General features: G+C 62.2%; 22 protein-coding genes. 4 read left to right on the forward strand and 18 right to left on the reverse strand.

Annotated features, from left to right (window positions below):
* Nucleotides 1-67: 67 nt before the first annotated feature.
* Nucleotides 68-1,393 carry a glutamate-1-semialdehyde 2,1-aminomutase gene (hemL, locus tag I7X09_RS05535; RefSeq protein ID WP_200315939.1) on the reverse strand — a complete coding sequence of 442 codons (1,326 nt, stop codon included), beginning with the start codon at nt 1,391-1,393 and terminating at the stop codon, nt 68-70.
* Nucleotides 1,394-1,503: 110 nt separating this feature from the next.
* Here hemL and I7X09_RS05540 point away from each other — a divergent pair, with 110 nt between their 5' ends.
* The gene (locus I7X09_RS05540) at nt 1,504-1,851 is read left to right on the forward strand and encodes a hypothetical protein (protein WP_166811172.1); all 348 of its coding nucleotides are present in this window, start codon (nt 1,504-1,506) and stop codon (nt 1,849-1,851) included.
* A gap of 60 nt (nt 1,852-1,911) precedes the next feature.
* Nucleotides 1,912-3,843: an acyl-CoA dehydrogenase family protein gene (locus I7X09_RS05545; RefSeq protein WP_095970479.1), complete on the forward strand. Its 1,932-nt coding sequence runs from the start codon at nt 1,912-1,914 to the stop codon at nt 3,841-3,843.
* A gap of 40 nt (nt 3,844-3,883) precedes the next feature.
* Here the strand turns inward: I7X09_RS05545 and I7X09_RS05550 are convergent, their stop codons facing one another.
* Nucleotides 3,884-4,900, reverse strand: a complete 1,017-nt coding sequence (locus I7X09_RS05550; protein ID WP_200315941.1) for an ABC transporter permease — start codon at nt 4,898-4,900, stop codon at nt 3,884-3,886.
* Between the two features lie 131 nt (nt 4,901-5,031).
* On the opposite strand from I7X09_RS05550, the gene I7X09_RS05555 reads away from it, so the two are divergent.
* Nucleotides 5,032-5,592, forward strand: coding sequence for a TetR/AcrR family transcriptional regulator (locus tag I7X09_RS05555; protein WP_200315943.1), 561 nt, complete (start codon nt 5,032-5,034; stop codon nt 5,590-5,592).
* On the opposite strand, the gene I7X09_RS05560 is transcribed toward I7X09_RS05555, so the two are convergent.
* The 9 genes from I7X09_RS05560 to I7X09_RS05600 form a co-directional block, all read right to left on the reverse strand.
* Nucleotides 5,583-6,458 carry a TIGR03619 family F420-dependent LLM class oxidoreductase gene (locus I7X09_RS05560; RefSeq protein WP_200315944.1) on the reverse strand — a complete coding sequence of 292 codons (876 nt, stop codon included), beginning with the start codon at nt 6,456-6,458 and terminating at the stop codon, nt 5,583-5,585. The two genes, I7X09_RS05555 and I7X09_RS05560, sit on opposite strands and share 10 nt — an antisense overlap.
* A 68-nt stretch (nt 6,459-6,526) precedes the next feature.
* The gene (locus I7X09_RS05565; protein WP_200317679.1) at nt 6,527-8,167 is read right to left on the reverse strand and encodes an ABC transporter substrate-binding protein; all 1,641 of its coding nucleotides are present in this window, start codon (nt 8,165-8,167) and stop codon (nt 6,527-6,529) included.
* A gap of 23 nt (nt 8,168-8,190) precedes the next feature.
* Nucleotides 8,191-9,252, reverse strand: a complete 1,062-nt coding sequence (locus tag I7X09_RS05570; RefSeq protein ID WP_166811163.1) for a DUF1214 domain-containing protein — start codon at nt 9,250-9,252, stop codon at nt 8,191-8,193.
* A 39-nt stretch (nt 9,253-9,291) separates the two neighbouring features.
* Nucleotides 9,292-10,437: a sulfotransferase family protein gene (locus I7X09_RS05575; protein WP_124568198.1), complete on the reverse strand. Its 1,146-nt coding sequence runs from the start codon at nt 10,435-10,437 to the stop codon at nt 9,292-9,294.
* A 23-nt stretch (nt 10,438-10,460) separates the two neighbouring features.
* Nucleotides 10,461-11,252 (reverse strand): SDR family oxidoreductase, encoded by a 792-nt coding sequence (locus tag I7X09_RS05580; protein ID WP_200315946.1) that lies wholly within the window; start codon nt 11,250-11,252, stop codon nt 10,461-10,463.
* On the reverse strand, nt 11,246-11,605 hold the full coding sequence (locus tag I7X09_RS05585; protein WP_166811157.1) for a nuclear transport factor 2 family protein: 360 nt from the start codon (nt 11,603-11,605) through the stop codon (nt 11,246-11,248). The genes I7X09_RS05580 and I7X09_RS05585 overlap by 7 nt, the downstream gene beginning before the upstream one ends.
* Before the next feature lie 15 nt (nt 11,606-11,620).
* The gene (gene cysN, locus I7X09_RS05590) at nt 11,621-13,531 is read right to left on the reverse strand and encodes a sulfate adenylyltransferase subunit CysN (RefSeq protein ID WP_166811155.1); all 1,911 of its coding nucleotides are present in this window, start codon (nt 13,529-13,531) and stop codon (nt 11,621-11,623) included.
* Nucleotides 13,531-14,436, reverse strand: coding sequence for a sulfate adenylyltransferase subunit CysD (gene cysD, locus I7X09_RS05595; RefSeq protein WP_200315948.1), 906 nt, complete (start codon nt 14,434-14,436; stop codon nt 13,531-13,533). Before cysD ends, cysN begins: the two co-directional genes overlap by 1 nt.
* Nucleotides 14,433-15,179 carry a 3'(2'),5'-bisphosphate nucleotidase CysQ gene (locus I7X09_RS05600; RefSeq protein ID WP_200315950.1) on the reverse strand — a complete coding sequence of 249 codons (747 nt, stop codon included), beginning with the start codon at nt 15,177-15,179 and terminating at the stop codon, nt 14,433-14,435. The genes cysD and I7X09_RS05600 overlap by 4 nt, the downstream gene beginning before the upstream one ends.
* Nucleotides 15,180-15,433: 254 nt before the next feature.
* Here I7X09_RS05600 and I7X09_RS05605 point away from each other — a divergent pair, with 254 nt between their 5' ends.
* A complete protein-coding gene (locus I7X09_RS05605) occupies nt 15,434-16,045 on the forward strand; it encodes a TetR/AcrR family transcriptional regulator (protein ID WP_200315951.1) in 612 nt (203 codons plus the stop codon).
* 11 nt (nt 16,046-16,056) lie between these two features.
* Here the strand turns inward: I7X09_RS05605 and I7X09_RS05610 are convergent, their stop codons facing one another.
* The 7 genes from I7X09_RS05610 to hemB form a co-directional block, all read right to left on the reverse strand.
* Nucleotides 16,057-16,338, reverse strand: coding sequence for a metal-sensitive transcriptional regulator (locus tag I7X09_RS05610; protein WP_003942012.1), 282 nt, complete (start codon nt 16,336-16,338; stop codon nt 16,057-16,059).
* 31 nt (nt 16,339-16,369) lie between these two features.
* Complete coding sequence (locus tag I7X09_RS05615; protein WP_124568191.1) at nt 16,370-16,642, reverse strand: hypothetical protein; 273 nt, start codon at nt 16,640-16,642, stop codon at nt 16,370-16,372.
* Nucleotides 16,635-17,150, reverse strand: a complete 516-nt coding sequence (locus I7X09_RS05620) for a hypothetical protein (protein ID WP_124568190.1) — start codon at nt 17,148-17,150, stop codon at nt 16,635-16,637. The genes I7X09_RS05615 and I7X09_RS05620 overlap by 8 nt, the downstream gene beginning before the upstream one ends.
* Entirely contained in the window at nt 17,143-17,580 is a 438-nt protein-coding gene (locus I7X09_RS05625; RefSeq protein WP_200315953.1) for a hypothetical protein, read from the reverse strand. Before I7X09_RS05625 ends, I7X09_RS05620 begins: the two co-directional genes overlap by 8 nt.
* 15 nt (nt 17,581-17,595) lie before the next feature.
* The gene (locus tag I7X09_RS05630) at nt 17,596-17,751 is read right to left on the reverse strand and encodes a hypothetical protein (RefSeq protein ID WP_003941930.1); all 156 of its coding nucleotides are present in this window, start codon (nt 17,749-17,751) and stop codon (nt 17,596-17,598) included.
* A gap of 57 nt (nt 17,752-17,808) precedes the next feature.
* Nucleotides 17,809-18,471, reverse strand: a complete 663-nt coding sequence (locus tag I7X09_RS05635) for a hypothetical protein (protein WP_095970375.1) — start codon at nt 18,469-18,471, stop codon at nt 17,809-17,811.
* Nucleotides 18,472-18,544: 73 nt separating this feature from the next.
* A complete protein-coding gene (gene hemB, locus I7X09_RS05640) occupies nt 18,545-19,519 on the reverse strand; it encodes a porphobilinogen synthase (RefSeq protein ID WP_200315955.1) in 975 nt (324 codons plus the stop codon).
* Between the last annotated feature and the right edge of the window lie 27 nt (nt 19,520-19,546).

Below are 19,546 nucleotides of genomic sequence, written 5' to 3' on the forward strand. Positions count from 1 at the left end.
AGTCGAGGGTCCTCGCTGAAGAAGATGGATGTCGGAAGCGTGCGGTTGTTGCTCGAGCTTGAACGTGTCAGGACTTGACGGCAGCGGCTGCGGCCTTGGCAGCGTGGGGCATGGCGTCGGCGATGATCGAGAATGCTCGATCGTCGAGTGCTGCGGAGACGAACCACGCTTCGAACGCGCTCGGCGGCGGGTACACGCCGCGGCGGAGCAGTGCGTGGAAGAACGCGGGGAATCGCCAGGTCTGCGCGGCTTTGGCTTCGTCGTAGTTGATCACGGTGTTCTCGGTGAAGAACACGCTCACCAAGGTGCCTGCGTACTGCACTCGGTGCTCGACGCCTTCGGCGGTGAGTGCTTGGGTCATGAGGTCGCCGAGGGCGGTCGCGTTCCGACCGAGCTTGGCGTACACCTCGGCGTCGGCGGCGCGCAGACTTGCGAGTCCGGCGGCGACAGCTACGGGGTTACCCGAAAGGGTGCCGGCCTGGTAGACGGGACCGTCTGGCGCGAGGTGGCCCATGATGTCGGCGCGGCCGCCGAATGCTGCGGCGGGCAGTCCGCCGCTCATGACCTTGCCGAAGGTGTAGAGGTCGCCGGCGACGTTGTCGATGCCGTACCAACCCGAGGCGCTGACGCGGAATCCCGTCATCACCTCGTCCATGATCAGGAGCGCGCCGTGCTCACGGGTGAGACGACGCAGACCCTCGTTGAAACCGGGAAGCGGCGCGACGGCGCCCATGTTTCCGGCGGCAGCTTCGGTGATGACGCACGCGATGGCGCCCGGATTGGCGGCGAACGCCGCGGCCACTGCATCGAGATCGTTGTAGCGGACGACGATGGTGTCTTCGGCTTGAGCGCCGGTCACACCGGGAGAGGTCGGCAGCCCGAACGTCGCGAGGCCCGATCCGGCATCGGCGAGAAGGGCGTCGACGTGGCCGTGGTAGCAACCGGAGAACTTGATGATCTTGGTGCGTCCGGTGAATCCGCGGGCGAGGCGGACTGCGCTCATCGTGGCTTCGGTTCCGGAGTTGACCAGGCGAACCTTTTCCACGGGCGCGACGCGGGCGACGATTTCCTCGGCGAGGGCAACTTCGCCTTCGGTCGGCGCACCGAAGGAGAGACCACCGAGGGCTGCTTCGCGAACGGCTTCGACGACTGCCGGGTGAGCGTGCCCGAGAATCATCGGACCCCAGGACGACACCAGGTCGACGTAATCGTTTCCGTCGACGTCGGTGAGGGTGTAACCGGACGCCTCGCGGATGAACCGCGGTGTTCCGCCGACCGAACCGAACGCGCGGACGGGCGAGTTGACGCCACCCGGAATCACGTTGCCGGCACGTTCGAAGAGCCGAGCGGAGTTCGTTGCATGCACGTCGGGATCACCGGAAGACACAGTCACGGCTTCCAGTGTCCCAGTTCTGTCGAATCTGACAACGACAGGGTGTAGGACTTCGGTGCTCGAGGCGAGTTTTCCGGTCGAACCGGGCCCCGCGTGAGACGATTTCCGGCATGAAGCGACTGTTGACGACGCTGATGGTCTCGGCTGCGATTCTTCTCACATCGTGTGGTTCGGACGCTTCGAACGACGACAAGGCGACAACGTCGTCGCCGCCGAGCGCCACCGACTCGGCTCGAACCACCGCGGCAACGAGCACCGACCCGGCGTTTCTCGGAGGGTGTTCAGCGGTGTCCGTCTACGTTCAGCAGCGTGTTCAGAGCGGCGAGACGTCGACGCAGACAGCGGGCGCCGACTTCCTGAAGATCGTCGAGAACGACCCTTCGTACCAGGCTATGTCCGAGAGCGAGAAGGAACTCTTCCGCCAAGGAATCGAAGCGGGTGCCGCGGGCTCCTGCTGAATGTGAGGGTTGGGATCGAACCGGGTTGCCCGCGGTGCGCTACGCGCTATCGTCGGTTCCATGGCCACCACAGCGGACCACCTCAGGACAACACTCGACGGACGCTGGCGGGAGGTGCGTGAGCGCGTTCGCGGCGAATTGAACGACGAACGTTTTGCTCCGCACTACACACCCAACACCGCCATTGCGCGCTCCAAGGCTCTCGAACAGATGCGCGTCCTCGCCGATCTCGGCTACGCCGCAAACGGTTTCGCGGTCTCTCACGGCGGAACGGGCGACGCGGGTGGCGCCGTCACCAGCATCGAGATGCTCGCGATGTCCGACCTCTCACTGATGGTCAAGGCCGGTGTCCAGTGGGGTCTGTTCGGCGGCGCCATCGAAAACCTCGGCACCGAGCGTCACCACCAGGCATACGTCAAGCCGCTGATCGATCTGGACCTGCTCGGTTGCTTTGCGATGACCGAGACCGGTCACGGCAGCGACGTCCAGGAACTCGAAACCACGGCAACCTACGACGTCGAGACGGGTGAGTTCGTCGTCAACTCCCCCACTCCGTCCTCTCGCAAGGACTACATCGGCGGCGCTGCCCAGCACGCGACCGTCGCGGCGGTGTTCGCACAGCTGATCACCGGAGGCGAAAGTCAGGGCGTCCACTGCTTTGTCGTGCCGATTCGTGACGACGCCGGCAACGACCTCCCCGGTGTCACGACGTCCGACTGCGGGCTCAAGGGTGGACTACCCGGAGTCGACAACGGCCGCATCGTCTTCGACCAGGTCCGCATCCCGCGTGAGAATCTGCTCAACCGTTACGCCGACGTCGCCGAGGACGGCACGTACAGTTCGGCGATCGAGAACCCGAACCGTCGTTTCTTCACGATGGTCGGCACGTTGGTTCGCGGACGTGTGACCGTCGGTGGTTCGGCGGCAGCGGCCGCCCGCGTCGGATTGGCCATTGCCGGTCGATATGCCCTGCAGCGCAGACAGTTCAGTGCTCCGAAGAGCGACGACGAGGTCCTGATCATGGACTACCTCGTCCACCAGAAGCGTCTGCTGCCGTTGATCGCCCGCTCGTATGCTCTGCAGTTCGCACAGAACGAGCTTGTTGCCGCGATGCACGACATCCAGAGCAGCGACGACCCGGATCCGCAGGAGCAACGCGAACTAGAGGGTCGCGCCGCCGGACTCAAGGCCGCCAACACGTGGCACGCCACTCGGGCCATCCAGGAGGCACGCGAAGCCTGCGGTGGCGCAGGCTATCTCGCCGAGAACCGCCTCACCGCGCTCAAGGCTGACACAGACGTCTTCACCACGTTCGAGGGTGACAACCACGTTCTGACTCAGTTGGTTGCCAAGGAACTACTCACCTCCTACGCCGACGAAGTTCGCGGCATGAGCCCGGTCGACTGGATGCGCTTCGCCGCTACGACGGTCTCCGACGTGGTCAAGAAGCGCACGGCAGCGCAGCAGATCCTGCAGACGATCGTCGACACCCGCCAGGACAACGAAGAGGACGGCAGCCTCTTCAACCGCGGCACCCAGATGAAGATGTTCGAAGATCGCGAAGAGTACCTACTCTCCACTGCGGCAAGGCGATTGCAGGCAGCACAGAAGCGCGAGGAAAACCCGTTCGACGCGTTCAACTTCGTGCAGGACCACGTGCTCAAAGCCGCTCAGGCGCACATCGAGCGCGTCATCCTGGAAGCATTCGTCGCGGGCATCGACTCGTGTGAGGACGAGACCGCGAAGGAACTCTTCGGCGAGGTGTGCGATCTCTACGCGCTGTCCGTCATCGAGGAGGACAAGGCCTGGTTCATGGAGCACCGGCACCTGTCGGTGGAGCGTTCGAAGGCCGTGACGCGCGGAATCAACGAGCGGTGCCGCACCCTGCGTCCGCACGTCGAGACGCTGATCGACGGCTTCGGCATCCCGGACATCCTGCTGGGGTCGGCGATGTTGGACGGTCCGGGCACGGACGCCGTACGGCTGAAGTAAACAGTTCGGGTGGGGTCGGCAATCGCCGGCCCCACCACGCTCAGTGCGCTGCTGCCTTCTTCGACTGCCGAGAGGCGAGCAGTCCGGTCAGGCCGAGTGCCGCGACCAGCCAGATCCCCAGAACGAGCAGGTGCGGTCCGGCGCCGTTCCCACCGAAGTAGATGACGGAGCGGATGGGCTCCATGGCCGCTGATCCGAGCCAGAACGAATGGATGTGCTGCCAGAATCCGGGCAGGAACGACACCGGGATGGCACCGCCCGAACTCGGGAAGTTGATGAAGACGAGCACCGTCAGCACCGCGAAGATCGCGGCCTGCCCGAGCAGTCGATTGAGCAGGATGCTCACCGCACCGACGGTGAACGTGTAGAGCATCGAGATCCCCAGCAGTTGCAGGATCTGACCGACCGACGCCCCGAAGGCGTGCATGAAGATGCTGGTGATTCCGAAGGCGATGAGCGGGGTGAGTACCGCCGCACCGGCCAGGATCGAATACTGCTCTCGCAGCCGCATTCTCGGCGCAACCTGACTGAGCACCGTGATGGTCAGGTAGCCACCGAGGGTGCAGACGATCAAGAAGTAGAAGAGCCCGACGGTCGAGGAGTCGCGCGCCGTGACGGGCGCCGAGTCGATCACCGTGACCTGCTGCCCCGTCTGCTCCGCGACGGAATGCGCCAAGCTGCTCACCACGGAAACCGTCGAGGCGCCCGCGCCGGTGGCGATATGTGCGGTCACGATGTCACCGATCTCGATGGCGCCGATCGCGTCGCGGTTGTCGATCCGAGAGAGTGCGTCGGCGGCGTTGGCGGTGGCAACGATGTCGAACTTGTCACCCGACGACGCCTGGATTCCGTCGATCAGCGGGGCCGTGACGGACGACGGACCGACCACCACGATCGGGGCCTGATTCGGCGTCGGCGAGTGGAACGCGCTGACGTAACACAGGCAGAACATGATGACGAAGAACAACGGAAATGCGAGTCCACTGCCCACCATCTTCCAATTGGTCGGCGGATCGACAACCTCTTCGCTGGGAACCCGGACGTCGGTATCTGTCATATTCCACGCTCTCTTCACTCACCGCATCTAGCTGTCAACGCCGTTGACAGACTCAACAGTCAACACCGTTGACACGTTATAGTCAACGCCGTTGACAACGAAGTCGGCACGCGAGCACAGAGGTCGATGTCGTGACACCCACGAAGCACACGCCAGAGCAGGAACAGCCCTCGACGTCCGAGGCGATTCGCGCCGCAGCATTCCGACTATTCGGTGAGCACGGGTTCGGTGGCACGTCGGTTCGCGCCATCGCCAAAGTTGCCGGAATCGATCCGGCCCTGGTGATCCGGCATTTCGGGTCGAAAGAAGCGCTGTTCCTGGAAACCACGCCGGTTGCGGACTACTTCGAAGGCCAGTTCGACGGCCCACTCGACACCCTCGGTAAGCGGATCGCAGCATTCGTCCTGGGCAAGGCCGACGCCCGGATGCTGTCGGTGTACACAGCGCTCATGCGGGCGTCGGACAGTCCACGGATCCGGGAGCGACTGCGCGAGATGACCGGTACGTTTGCCACCAATCTCGCCGCTCGCCTCGACGGCGAAGACGCGTACACCCGAGCACTCCTGGTCTCCGCCCAGGTGTCCGGCTTGTTGAGCGTCCTCAGCGACGAGAGCATCCCCCAGTCGGCAGATCGCGACGAGTTGGCAAAACTCTACGGCCGGGCGATGCAGACGCTGATCGATCAGTACTGAGCGATGACCTCGTCGGCAAACCGTCGAATCGAGTCGAGTCGCGCCTGGCGATCACCGACATCAACTCCGTAGCGATACCACGGCAACACTCTGATTTCCGTGACTCCGAGAGTCTCGAGTTCGCGATATCCGTCCAGATCGCGAACATCCGTCGGCGAGACGTTGACGCCGAAGGGAGCATCGGCACGACCGTACTCGTCCCGCAATTCCGTGAGACGATCGATGGCGGAGGCCAATTCGGCTTTCGTCGTGTTCACCGACATCCAACCGTCAGCCAACCTGGCTGCGCGCCGCAATCCCGGTTCGCTGTGCCCACCGATGTAGATCGGAACAGGAATCTCCGGAGCAGGACTGATCATCAGCGCGTCGAAATCGTAGTGCTTGCCATGGAATTCGACCCATTCGGGTCCACGTCCCGCACACACGGCCTTGATGATCTCGATGGCTTCGTCGGTACGCGCACCGCGGGTTCGCATCTCGGTACCGGTGAAGGTGAATTCCTCGGGAATCCAGGACAAACCGACGCCGAGAGCGACGCGGTTCCGCGACATCACCGCCATGGTCGATACCTGCTTGGCCGTCAACAGCGGATCACGCAGTGGGAGTTTGAACACGTTGGTGTAAAACCGAATTCGCGACGTGACGGCCGCCATTGCGGCCATGGCAATGAAAGGATCGGGCATCGGCGTCTCGGGCGACCACATCCGCTTCCCGTCAGCGGTGTACGGATACGGCGCCGACACCCGCTCTGGATAGAACACGGAATCCGGCATCGCGATTCCGTCGAAACCCCCCTCTTCTGCGACCTGCGCCAACTCGCACAACTCCAGGGCGTCGATCATCGCGCCCGCCAAGGACCACTTCATCGTTCCACCATTTCGCCGCTACACCATTTCGTCAATCGCACGTCGAAAACCCTTCCATCTGCAGGAACTCACGCCGGCGACATCCAAGCATCGCCGAAGAACATGATGTCGGTGATAGTGCGTACGACGCCGTGAATGTTGCCGTCCCAAGCAGTCAACACCGATGCGGGACCCCAGATCACGTAAGGCACAGTCACATTGGCGTACTCCTGCACCCTGCTGATCGCCTCACGGACAGCATCGTCCGTCGATGCAGTCTGCACAGCCGTGATCAGCGCGTCCATCTCCGGGTCCGCGAAGCCGGACGGGTTGTTCTTCGAATCACTGGCCATACTGTTGTACACATTGAGGTACGGCGCTTCTTCTCCGACCGGAGCGCCACCTCTGGTCATGTCGAAATCGTGGTCCCTGTATACCCGTCGAACCAGATCGGTCACATCGGTGGCGTAGTCGATGGTGACGTCGAAACCGATCGCGTTCAGCGACGCCTGAACCGTCAGTGCCGTCGCTTGTTGGCTCGGCTCCGAGGTGGTGAGATAACGGAGTTTCCCGTCGTACCCGTCGGACTTCGCTTGATCGAGCAGCGCTTTTGCCTTCGCCGGGTCGAACGGAATGCCTGCTGTGTTGTTGTACCAACGTGATGTCCGCGGGACCAGTTCGGAACTGGCGGTGCCCAATCCGTTGTTCGCACGGGTATTGACTGCCGCCGGATCCACCCCGGAGGCGATCGCCTGACGAATACGCACATCGGCCCCGGGCTTGCCCTCGCGATTGTTGATCGTGCCGATCCCGTTCTGTCCGGTCGGACTGAGGTAACCCGAGTATCCGTCGTCGAGAGCTTGTTTGATGACGGCCTCGTCTCGCAGAATGTACGTCATGTCGATCTGACCGCTCTTCAGCGATTCGTACTGAGACTGTGCGCCCGAAGTAGGAACGAACCGCAGTGTGTCCAGTGAAGGTTTACCGCCCTGATAATCCGTACGTGCGGCGAGTACCAGTTCTTCGTGCGGCGCGAACTTGGCCAAGGTGAACGGGCCCGCCCCGATCGGCGTGAACGCTCCGTCCCCGGTTCCTGAAACAGACCCTGCCTCTCCGCCTGAACTTCGCGCAACGATCATTCCGGGGCCGAGCGACAACAGCGCCGGGAATTGACTCCAGGGCCGCTCGAGGATGAATTCGACAGTGGTGGCGTCGGGCGTCTCGATCCGATCCACGATGTTGAGCCAGGTCTGCGATACATCGCCCTTACCTGCCACGAATCGATCGATACTCCACTTCACCGCTTCCGCGTCGAGCGGACTCCCGTCACTGAAGGTGAGACCATCAGCCAAAGTGACGGTGTACGAGGTGAAGTCGCTGTTGTTCGACAGAGTCTTCGCGAGTTGCGGTACGAAGCCCCCGCTTGTGGAATCGCTGCGTACCAGCGTGTCGTAAATTGCGGCCATTTCGGTTCCGCCGGTCGAACCGGCGGCTTGCGTTCTGGCGGGGTCCAACGAGGAAGGGAACGAATAGGACCCGAAGGTGAGAACACCTCCGTCGACCCGTTCCCCAGTATCCCGAGCTCCCACGAAACCCGCTGCGCCACTACTGCTCGGTGAATCCGATCCCGCGGTGCCCCCACTACTGGAGGCACACCCGGTCAACCACAATGCACCGGCAAGCCCGAGCGCGACAAAGCGAGGTACGAACCGAATCTTTTTGGTGTACATACGTTCCCAATCTCGTCCGCTGATCAGATCTTGACTACCGTCGACGTCGGGATCGGATGCGAGTCCGCCTTGATCCAGCGCAGCGCCCATGTCCCCTCGGTGTGCGAATCGGTGTCGATCCAGTTGCCGTAGCCGGGATCCTTCGCCGCCACGACGATCGTCATGGTGCCGTCGTCGTTGAGCTTCGCGGTGTGATTGTTGATGTAGATGTTCGTGCGGTTGTAGTCGAGAGACTCGACCCAGAAGTTCTGCAGCACGAAGTTGAAGTACTCGCAGTTCGGGACCTCGGTCTCGATGACCCACGCCTCGTCCTCGGCGAGCTTCCAGTAACCGTGGAAGTAGAAGATCGTCGGATCACCGCCGGCGTCCTGGAAGTAGTCCTGTCCCCAGTCGAAGATCTCGTTGGCGCGGGGCTGGAATTTGCGCGACCACTCCAGGAAGGTCTCCGCCATCCCTTTCACGATCCCGACGGACTTGGTGAGGCGCTCGCCGATCTCTTCCGGAGTCAGCGGGACGAACTCCCCGTCCGGGTTCAGGCATTCGATGGTCAGATCACCGACGACCTCGTTGCGCCGATCCTTGTGGGTTTGCCGAACGGAGATGAGGTTACTTTCGGGCGCCAAAGGCAGCCAGGCACCCTCGGCGGGCTTGTCGACGCTCGCGATGAACTCGAAACGGCCGTTCTCGTCGACCTCGAGGTCGTGGATATGCAGATCGCCGGTCTGCAGCATGGTGCCGTCGATGTGGTACCGATTTACGCGCGAGCCGAAGGTGATCAGCGGGACGGTGCCTCGGGTGCCGATGATCCGGTAGTTGTACTTACCGGAGATGTTGGCACGCATGTAGACGTTGTCCGGGTTGTCGGCACCGATCTTCGTCATCATGTTCGGGTTCGGAGCGGACGAGAACTGCGGCCACCGTGGATCGGTGTACTCGACACAGTTGATCGTGCCGTACCGAAGCAACCGGCTCAGGTAGCGAACGCCCTCGGCTCGAGTCAGCGGATCCTGAGGGACGATCTCGTCTTCCAGGACCTTTCCGACCTCGAGCAGATCTGCGCAAAACTTTTCCCAAACAGCGTTCATGTAAATCTCCTTGTTGTAGTGGGGCTAGGTCTGGGTCGATCAGGGTGTGGTGGCGAACTTCGCTTCGACGTCGGCAGCGCTCACGCCGAACTCCTCGAGCGAATAGCGGTGAGACGGACGACGGTGCTCGGCCAGGCTCGCCTGATGCGACGCCTCCACCGCGGCGCGGGCGTCGTCTGTGAAGGGCAGATCGAATTGTGCGTAGATCTTCTCGACTGTGCCGACCGCGTCGGAGATGAAGTCCTTGTAGTCGACGTCGATGAACTGATCCGGGTTGTAGCGGCTACGGGCACTGTTGAAGTTCGCATTCCCTCTTGCCCACAGGTCCAGTTGCGTGCGCCCGATGGCCGGACGGTCGAAGGCTTTCGACATGTCGTGTCCGCCCTGCTCGGCAAGGCTGAAGGTGGACGCCATCGACGTCAACGGGTCCCGGAAGGTCCGGACGAACAGCGCATCCGGATAAACCGACATGATCTCGTCGATCGCGAAGACATGACTCGGGCTTTTGAGCACCCACCGTCGGTCCTGGTCGTGCAGCCCGATCAACTGCAGGTTCTTCTTGTGCCGCGCATATGTTTCGGTCCAGTCCTGCTTCGCCAGCCACCGGGTGTAGCTCGGTACGTACGCCACGGTCTCGAACGCGGTCGAGAGCATCGTCTGCTGCAGCAGACGCCAACATTCCTCGACTTCCTCCGCCCCCATGAAATGCACCTTCATCAGGTCCGCCTCGTTGCGCTGGCGCGCACGATAGAAAGTGTCGGAGCGAACGTAGTCTGCGTTCTCCGACCACTTGTCGCGCTCGGGGCGCGGCTGCGGCGTCTCGGCGAGCCACATCTCGGCGCCCTGATGCGCTGGGTCGGCACCGAGCAAGCGGTGCAGCGCGGTGCTGCCGGTGCGGGTCAACCCAACCACGAAGATCGGGCGCTCGATCGGAACGTCCATGTGCTCTGGATATTTCGCAAATCCGGCCTCACTGGTCAGGCGACCCGCGAGCGCTCCGATGATCATCTTGCGAGCGATCACCTTGCCGTGCGGAGTGAGGTCGGCCTCGTTCTGGAACGACTCGAGGAGAACTCGAAGCCCTTCGAGATAGCTGTCGCTGCCGAAGTTTTCGTACCCGGTCTCCTCACGCGCGACCTGGTGCAAGTCGTCGACGGAACCGATGCCGTCGTAATCCTGTGTCATCTGTAATTCCTTGTGGGGTGGGTTCAGTGGTGGGTGTGACCGCAGTTGACGTCGAGACATTGCCCCGCGATGGCCCTGGCCGAATCGGACAGGAGGAAGACGACAGCATTGGCAATGTCGTCCGGCTCCGGTAGCCGGCGTAGATCGGTGCCCGCCGCGATTTCGTCGTAAATGGCCTTGGGGTCGACTCCTGCTGCCGCTGCCTTCTTCTCGAACATGTTCTTCACCGAGTCCGCCCAGATATAGCCGGGAGCAACCGAATTGACTCGAACGCCTTTGGGGCCGAGATCGATCGACAAACTGCGTGCCATTGCCAGGAGCCCGGATTTCATGATGCGGTAGGCCCCGAAACCGGGAAGTTGGTTGCGCAGCACCATGGACGTGACCATCACGACGGACCCGTGCGACTCGATCAATGCCGGAGCAAATTCCCTGGTCACGTTCAACGCCGCGAGCAAGTTGATGTCGATGCCCGACTGGATGGACGCCACGTCGGCGTCCAGGAGTGGCACCTGCGCGGGTTGAACAAACGCATTGTTCACCAGGCAATGCACCGCACCGAACTCAGCGACAGTTGTCTCCGCCAACGAAGCGATCGAATCGACGTCGGTGAGGTTCGTCGGTACGGCCAACGCAATTCCGCCGCGGTCTCGGATCTCCCTTGCCACTGATTCCAAGCGCTCGGGTGTGCGGGCAGCCAGAACAACTTTCGCTCCGGACGCCGCACTCTGCAGCGCAATCGAACGACCCAGCGCCGGGCCCACTCCCGAGACGACGACAACCTTGCCTGCCAACAGGCCCGGATGGGTCAGCACTGTGCCTGCGGATCGAGAACAACACTGAGAGAAACGATCTTGCAGTCATCGTCGAACTCGAACAGGTCGGTGGCGGCGAAGTCGGGCATCCCGACCCGCTGAACCCGAAGCTGCATGGCTGCGTACTTTCCCGTCACCGAAATCGGCCCGAGCAGGCTGACGGTGAAGTCGACCTGGGCGCACGCCGTGTCGAATGCGCGAATCTCGTCGATCCCGCGGTAAGTCGTGACACCCAGCGGCTCATGTTGAACTGCGTCGGGCGCAAACAGCGCAACCAGGCCGTCGACGTCGTGACTTGCGAGACAATTGACGTAATCTTCTACAGCAGAAACTATTTCAGCCCTGTCAGGCATGGATGCTCCTCGAGTTCAGACGGATCGAGAAATGGTTCCGCGGGCGCGGAGATAGTCGATGATCGCGATCGCAGCGTCCTCGGTCGTCGTGACACTGGTGTCGATGTGGATATCGGGGTGCTGAGGTGGTTCGTACGGCGAATCGATGCCGGTGAAGTTCACCAATTCCCCACGTCGAGCTTTCTTGTACAGCCCCTTGGGATCTCGCTCCTCTGCGACGGCAAGAGCGGTGTCGACGAAGATTTCGACGAACTGTTGGTCGCCGATCAATTCACGGGCGGCATGACGCTCGGCCTCGAACGGTGAAATGAAGGACGCGAGCACGATCAGGCCGGCATCCGCCATCAGGCGGGTGACTTCCGTGACGCGGCGGATGTTCTCGACGCGGTCGGCTTCGGTGAATCCGAGGTCTCGATTCAGCCCGTGACGGACGTTGTCTCCGTCGAGGAGGTAGGTGTGCGCGCCGAGTGCGTGCAGTTGACGCTCGACATCGTTGGCGATGGTCGACTTTCCCGAACCGGAGAGGCCCGTGAACCACAGAACTGCGGGTTGGTGACCCTTGAGCCTGGTGTGCGCGGCCTCGTCGACGTCGACGGATTGCCAGTGAATGTTGTCCGATCGACGCAGCGAGTGCGTGATCATGCCCGCACCGACAGTGCTGTTGGTCAGGCGGTCGATGAGGATGAAGCTACCGGTGTCACGGTTGCCGACGTACGGGTCGAACGGGACGGGCCGATCGAAACTGAGGTTGCACACTCCGATTTCGTTGAGCGCGAGAGTAGTCGTTGCAGTCTTCTCGAGAGTGTTGACGTTGATCTTGTGTTTGGGTTTCGTGATGCGCGCAGTGACGGTGACGGTACCGATCTGGCACAGGAACGGCCGCTCAGGCAGCATGGGAGCCTCACCCATCCAGACGATGCAGGCCTCGAACTGATCGGCGACGGCCGGCGGGTTGTCGCCGATGGACAGCACATCACCGCGGCTGATGTCGATCTCGTCGGCGAGCGTGATGGTGACCGAGCGGCCCGCGCCCGCAACGTCGAGGTCGCCACCCATGGTCACGATGCGCTCGACCGTGGACGTCTTTCCACTGGGGAGTACGCGGATGGGATCTCCGGGAGATACGGTGCCGGAGACGATCTGGCCGGAGAATCCCCGGAAGTCGAGGTCCGGTCGGTTGACCCACTGCACCGGCATCCGGAACGGAGCCGCAGCGGCAGCATCGTCGATGTCCACGCTTTCGAGATGTTCGATCAGGCTGGGTCCGGAGTACCACGGTGTATTCGCGCTGCGCTCGGTGAGATTGTCACCCATGTATGCCGACATCGGAATGGCGACGAACCCGTCGAGACCGATCTCGTGAGCGAACTCTGCGTAATCCGCGGTGATGGCATCGAAGACCTCTTGCGAGTAGTCGACGAGGTCTAGCTTGTTCACGGCCAGCACCACGTGCTTGATCCCGAGCAAGGACACGAGATACGAGTGCCGACGGGTCTGAGTCAGTATGCCCTTGCGGGAATCGACAAGGATCACAGCAAGATCGGCCGTCGATGCGCCCGTCACCATGTTCCGGGTGTACTGCTCATGCCCCGGAGTATCAGCGACGACGAACTTGCGTCGCTCGGTCGTGAAGTAGCGGTAGGCGACGTCGATCGTGATGCCCTGCTCACGTTCGGCGGCGAGACCGTCGACCAGGAGAGCGAAATCGAGCCCCTCCCCCTGCGTTCCGCTCTTGCGCGAATCGGCTTCGAGCGCCGTGAGCTGGTCGTCGAAGACGAGTTTCGATTCGTAGAGCAGACGGCCGATCAAGGTGCTCTTGCCGTCGTCGACGCTGCCGCAGGTGATGAATCGCAGCATGCTCTTGTTCGCATGACGTTCGAGGTACGCCTCGATGTCGTCAGCGATCAATTCAGAGGAAACAGTCATCAGAAGTACCCCTCTTGCTTCTTCTTTTCCATCGACGCACTCGAGTCGTGGTCGATGACCCGTCCCTGGCGTTCGGAAGTGGTGGTGAGCAACATTTCCGAGATGATCTCGGTCAGACTCGTTGCGGTCGATTCGACGGCACCGGTCAGCGGGTAACAGCCGAGGGTGCGGAAACGAACGCTCTTGAGTTCCGGAGTCTCGCCCGGCAGCAACGGCATCCGGTCGTCGTCGACCATGATCAGCGCACCGTCCCGCTCGACGACGGGCCGCTTGTCGGCAAAATACAGCGGAACGATCGGAATCTCTTCCTGGCGTATGTATTCCCACACATCCAGCTCGGTCCAGTTCGAGAGCGGGAAGACACGCAGGCTTTCGCCCGGCGCTTTGCGGACGTTGTACATCCGCCACAACTCTGGTCGCTGCTGCTTGGGATCCCAGCGGTGCGCAGCTGATCGGATCGAGAAGATCCGTTCCTTGGCACGGGATTTTTCTTCGTCGCGCCGGGCACCACCGAACGCCGCGTCGAATTTGTAGTGATCGAGGGCTTGTTTGAGACCTTCTGTTTTCCACATGTCGGTATGGACAGCGCTGCCGTGAGTGAACGGGTTGATCCCCTGCTTCACGCAGTCCGGATTGGTGTGGACGATGAGATCGAGATCGCCTGCAGCAGCGGTACTGTCACGAAGTTTGTACATTTCGCGAAACTTCCACGTGGTGTCGACGTGCAACAGCGGAAACGGCAGCTTCGACGGATAGAAGGCCTTGCGCGCCAGATGCAGCATCACCGCGGAGTCCTTGCCCACCGAGTACAGCATCACCGGGTTCTCACTCTGCGAGGCAGCTTCACGCATGATGTGAATACTCTCGGCTTCGAGTCGTTCGAGGTGCGTCAGTGTCGCGGTCATCGGCCCAGTTCCTCCAGTGCTTTCGGGGCGAGTTCGGGCAAGCAGATGAGGAGATCCGGCAACCACGGCTTTTCCTGGTTGTAGCACAGCTCACTGCCGTCGATACGTGAAACATGCAGTCCTGCAGCACGTGCGACGGCAACGGGCGCCGCCGAATCCCACTCGTACTGTCCGCCCGCATGTGCATAGATGTCTGCGTCACCCGAGATGACCGCCATTGCCTTGGCTCCGGCGGATCCCATTTCGATCAACTCCGCGCCCATCGAGTCGGCCATGCGCATGACCGGTTTCGGACGTCGCGTCCGCGATACGACGACACGAACCGGCGTCGCGGAATCCCGCCCGGTTCGATCATCACCGCTGCAATAGGTGACGCCAAGGGCAGGCATTGCGACCGCACCTGTTGTGAGAACGCCGTTTTCGGTCAGTGCAACGTGCACGGCCCAGTCCGATCGGCCGGCCTCGCCGTACTCACGGGTGCCGTCGAGAGGATCGACGATCCACACCCGATCCGCGGCCAGCCTCGCGAGGTCGTCAACACCTTCCTCCGACAGCACTGCATCCGCAGGGAAGCGTCGGGCAAGTTCGGCGACGATGAATTCGTGACTGAGTCGATCGGCCGCGTTCTTGAAAGTCGCGACATCACCGTCGTTTTCGCCGAGGGATTTGCGGTGTTCGAGCAGAAGTTCTCCAGCCGCGGTGGCGATGTCGATCGCCGCGCGTTCATCGTTAGTGCGTGTCATAGGTACTCCACAACTGTGTAGACCTCCCGATCGATACGGGAAGAAAGGTCAGGCCGACCGCAGAGTGTCCAGCGCGATGCACTGGTCTCGATGTGGTCTGCGCCATACCGTAACACCAGAATGAACGATGTTCATTCTATTTCGAACAATGTTCATTCTATGATCTGAATCACGTTTTGTTCCGGGTGGCGTTCAACAACGAACGGTGTTCGATGTGAATTGAGGATGCCGACCACCGCGACTACGGTGATCAAATGAGCAGTACCAGCAGCAAGTCGATCTACGGCGACGCCGAAGTGCGTCGACGCCGAACGCTCGACGCGGCGATTTCGCTTCTGGACGAGGGCGGCTACTCCGCGCTCACCATCCGCGCGGTCGCCAAACGAGCCGGCACCAGCACCGGACTGATCTACCAGTACTTCGTCGACAAGCAGGACATCTTCGCCGCCCTCCTCAGCGAGAGTCAGCTGGAAATGGCCGATTTCGTGAACTCGCTCCCCCGCGAGCAGGGGCTGAGCGCATTACTGGAGTCCGTGATCTCCGAGTTTGCTCGGCACTGGGCACGGGTGGGCCGACTCACCACCACCTGGCGCGACATCGAAGGCATGGCCGGCTCCGACCGAGAGAGCATGCGGGAACTTCACGCATCCGTAGCGGTCTTCAACTCGGCGTTGGTTCGAGCGCTCACGGAATCTGCTGCAGCCGAAGGAAACCGGTTGATCGACGACCCCGCGCTTGTCCATGTGGTGCTCTCCGGGCTCAAAGGCCTGTCGGACACCATCGTCATCAACGTCGCCAAAGAGATCACACCCGAGCATTTCGTGAACTTCTCCGCCCGGGCGCTCGCGCGGTCCATCACGCAGTGACGGACCGCACCTTACGAACGAACGAGACGAGCGATGGCCGCCTGAGCTTCCTTGATCTTGACGTCCGCTTCCGGACCACCCTGCTTGGCAGCTTCGACGACGCAACCAGCAAGGTGGGCGTCGAGAAGCTTCAGGGATACGGACTGCAACGCGCTCGTCGCGGCGGACACCTGGGTGAGCACGTCGATGCAGTAACGGTCGTCTGCGACCATGCGCGAGATTCCGGCTACCTGACCTTCGATACGACGAAGGCGCTTGAGCAGATCGTCCTGCTCGGGGCTGTAACTACTCATACCGCAACTATACCCCCTACCCGTATGAGGGCTACCGGGATGCGACGAAGCCCACCCGGACGCGGCGCACGACATCGATGGCCATCAGCCCCGCCACCAGAATCGACAGCCCGGCACCCGAGATCCAGAGCCCGTCGTAGTGTGTGCTCTCGAACGGCGGAGCGCCCTCCAGTATCGGCCCGAAGTCGGACGTCGTGGTACCCGCTCGCCAGCACACGACCGCCAGAATCGTGGCGGCGACGATCCCGAGGACACCGATCCACGTCTTCACATCGACGAATGGAGACGACTGCGGCTCACTCATCGGCAGACCCGTCCGGTTCTACACCAACCGTGACAACCTGGCTCAACGCCTCGCGAAGTGCCCGATCGTCCTTCGCCCACGCTCGCACCAGTCCCCCGGTGGTCAGACGCAAGCCGATCCCGTGCCGTCGCCGGGGCACTCCGGACAACTCACCGAGCGCGCGAGCCGTTTCCCACGGCTCCATTTCGTCCTCGTAGGCGGCGTCGTCGGACTCCGGGAACACCTCGGCGATCTCGGTGATCGGTACCTCTTCGGTTCCCTGACGCAACGTGGTCGCGGTCAGAAGCACGCTCGCATGCCGGCGCGCGGCAATCACCTGCACGTACACCAATCCGGTGAGGATCACGGCGAACATCGCCAGACCGAACCAGTGCACCACCGGGCCGGTGAACAGTTCGATGACCAGGGCGATCAGGCAGAAGATCGGACCGAACGCGATGGCCCACCACCGAGAACCCGGTTCGTAGTACAGAACGTCCGGGCCGCTTTCGGGAGCACGGTCAACCACGGGCGAACCAACTTCGGGTGGTGTCGCGATAGATCGCGACGCAGGCACAGATCAGCATGACGGGAACGACAAGCGCGAGCACGGTACTGATCCCCGCGACGACCAGCGCGATTTGCAGCACCGCGAACACCCCGGACACGATCACCAGGATCCGTCGGCACAGAGGTTTGCCGGCGCGAGTGGGACCGGCGAGGCCGCCGATCGCGAGGCCGATCAACAGCAGAACCAGTCCGGACACCCGCACGAAGGTGACGTAGATGTCGATGTTTCCGGCCGAAACGCCTTGATCGGTGAACTGCTCACGCAGCGAATACGACGCGCTGGTGACATTGATCAGGCCGAAGAGTATGAGCAGGAACGCGCTGGCGATCCACAGCCAGAATGCTGCCTCGACGGCCGTCGGGCGCCTGACCTTCGTAGAGATACTCACGGGTTCAAGTGTGCGCTATCCGCTGACGATGCCCGGAATCATGAGCATCAGGAGTGTCACCAGAACAGAGGCTCCGAGGATCGCGAACAAGATCACTTCGGTGCGTGAACCACGTTGGCGCAGTGGCGCGTCGTGGGTGCTTTCCGTACGCAGGGCTTCCTGAGAACTCATCGCGTCCGACCTCTCCCCTACTACTTCAGTGACCCGTTTCACAGTACCCCGAGCTACCTACCGGTTCCCCGCCGGGGGGAAACGAAGAAAGTACGGATTGGACTCTTTTCGGTGCATCATCACGATCGCCCCGACAGCCGCAACTGCCTGCAGGATTTCCGCTCCGCCGAACAGCAGAGTGGCCGCACCGCCGTCGCCGCCGAGCCCGAAGATCACCGGGATCGCGGAGACCAGCATGAAGACGCCACAGAACGTCAGCAACATTCGAGCCCAGTTCTTGCCGCGACTCATCGCGCGCACGAACAGGAGGAACACCGCGGTGACGATCACGACCAGAACCGCAGAGAACACGATGACCAGTGGGAACATGCCCTCCACGTCGGAACGCGTCAGGCCGGCGTCGACAGCTGCTTGGTTTCTGAGCATCTCGTCGACGAACATCGACTTCTGCCCGAGCAGCATCCAGATCATCGCGCCGCCCTGGACCAACCCCAGAGCCGTCACGGCCCACCACAGCTGAATCGCAGTCACGACGTCCGTCGGCGGCTCGAGCTTCGGCTGGGGCCCCGGGTATCCGTTGTAACCGGGGCCGTATCCCGGGATCTGACCCGTCGGCATCGGTCCGAGTTCGCGGTACGGCTGATTCTCGAACGGCTGGTTGTCGTAGGGAGGTTCCCGGCGGGGCGGTTCCTGGCGCGACGGCGGCCACTGCTCGGTCATGACACCAGCGTATCGGTCGACGCCGGCGCAGCCACCATGTGTGACTCCGTCACAGCCACCATGTGTGACTCCGTCACAGCCATCCGGCAACTTCCGACGCCCAGTACGTGAGGACCACGTCGGCACCGGCGCGGCGAATGCTGGTGAGCGATTCGAGAATCGCCGCATCCCGATCGATCCACCCGTTCTGCGCGGCGGCGGTGATCATCGAGTACTCCCCCGAGATCTGGTACGCAGCGACCGGAACCGGAGACCGGTCGGCGGTCTCACGCAGAATGTCGAGGTAGGACATTGCCGGCTTGACCATCACCATGTCGGCGCCCTCGGCGATGTCGAGGTCTACCTCGCGCATCGACTCGCGGCGATTGGCCCCGTCCTGCTGATAAGTACGACGGTCGCCTTGCAGTGAGGATCCGACGGCTTCACGGAACGGCCCGTAGAACGCCGACGCATACTTCGCGGCATAGGCGAGCTGGCCGACCTCCACATACCCGGATGCATCGAGTGCGCCGCGGATCGCGGCCACCTGACCGTCCATCATGCCACTGGGACCGAGCAGATGCGCACCCGATTCAGCTTGCGCGAGAGCCATTTCGACGTATCGGATCAAGGTTGCGTCGTTGTCGACGGTGCCGCCTGCAGTCAACACGCCGCAGTGGCCGTGATCGGTGAACTCGTCGAGGCAGGTATCGGCCATGATGACCGTCGAATCGTCGAGTTCGTCTGCCAGAGCACGCAATCCGACGTTGAGGATGCCGTCGGGATCGGAGGCGCCGGACCCCTGCGGGTCCTTGTCCTCCGCCTTCGGTACACCGAAGAGCATCAGGCCACCGACTCCGGCTTCCACCGCTTCCACCGCGGCGGACCGCAGCGAATCGAGGGTGTGCTGGAAAACGCCTGGCATGGAACTGATCTCACGCGGCGCGTCGATGCCGTCTGCAACGAACATCGGCAAAACGAGGTGCCGGGGTTCGAGCGAGGTCTCAGCCACGAGTCGCCGGAGCGCAGGGGTGCGCCGGAGCCGGCGAGGGCGATGAGTGGGAAACACGAGAAGTAGCCCTCCTTCGTCGGGACC

The organism is Rhodococcus sp. P-2 (genome assembly GCF_016598535.1).
GTDB lineage: Bacteria > Actinomycetota > Actinomycetes > Mycobacteriales > Mycobacteriaceae > Rhodococcus_F > Rhodococcus_F baikonurensis.

Coding starts and splice junctions, on each gene's coding strand:
- I7X09_RS05540 (WP_166811172.1), top strand. CDS start 1,504: ATGAAGCGACTGTTGACGACGCTGATGGTCTCGGCTGCGATTCTTCTC.
- I7X09_RS05545 (WP_095970479.1), top strand. CDS start 1,912: ATGGCCACCACAGCGGACCACCTCAGGACAACACTCGACGGACGCTGG.
- I7X09_RS05550 (WP_200315941.1), bottom strand. CDS start 4,900: ATGACAGATACCGACGTCCGGGTTCCCAGCGAAGAGGTTGTCGATCCG.
- I7X09_RS05560 (WP_200315944.1), bottom strand. CDS start 6,458: ATGAAGTGGTCCTTGGCGGGCGCGATGATCGACGCCCTGGAGTTGTGC.
- I7X09_RS05565 (WP_200317679.1), bottom strand. CDS start 8,167: ATGTACACCAAAAAGATTCGGTTCGTACCTCGCTTTGTCGCGCTCGGG.
- I7X09_RS05570 (WP_166811163.1), bottom strand. CDS start 9,252: ATGAACGCTGTTTGGGAAAAGTTTTGCGCAGATCTGCTCGAGGTCGGA.
- I7X09_RS05575 (WP_124568198.1), bottom strand. CDS start 10,437: ATGACACAGGATTACGACGGCATCGGTTCCGTCGACGACTTGCACCAG.
- I7X09_RS05585 (WP_166811157.1), bottom strand. CDS start 11,605: ATGCCTGACAGGGCTGAAATAGTTTCTGCTGTAGAAGATTACGTCAAT.
- cysN (WP_166811155.1), bottom strand. CDS start 13,531: ATGACTGTTTCCTCTGAATTGATCGCTGACGACATCGAGGCGTACCTC.
- cysD (WP_200315948.1), bottom strand. CDS start 14,436: ATGACCGCGACACTGACGCACCTCGAACGACTCGAAGCCGAGAGTATT.
- I7X09_RS05600 (WP_200315950.1), bottom strand. CDS start 15,179: ATGACACGCACTAACGATGAACGCGCGGCGATCGACATCGCCACCGCG.
- I7X09_RS05605 (WP_200315951.1), top strand. CDS start 15,434: ATGAGCAGTACCAGCAGCAAGTCGATCTACGGCGACGCCGAAGTGCGT.
- I7X09_RS05610 (WP_003942012.1), bottom strand. CDS start 16,338: ATGAGTAGTTACAGCCCCGAGCAGGACGATCTGCTCAAGCGCCTTCGT.
- I7X09_RS05615 (WP_124568191.1), bottom strand. CDS start 16,642: ATGAGTGAGCCGCAGTCGTCTCCATTCGTCGATGTGAAGACGTGGATC.
- I7X09_RS05630 (WP_003941930.1), bottom strand. CDS start 17,751: ATGAGTTCTCAGGAAGCCCTGCGTACGGAAAGCACCCACGACGCGCCA.
- I7X09_RS05635 (WP_095970375.1), bottom strand. CDS start 18,471: ATGACCGAGCAGTGGCCGCCGTCGCGCCAGGAACCGCCCCGCCGGGAA.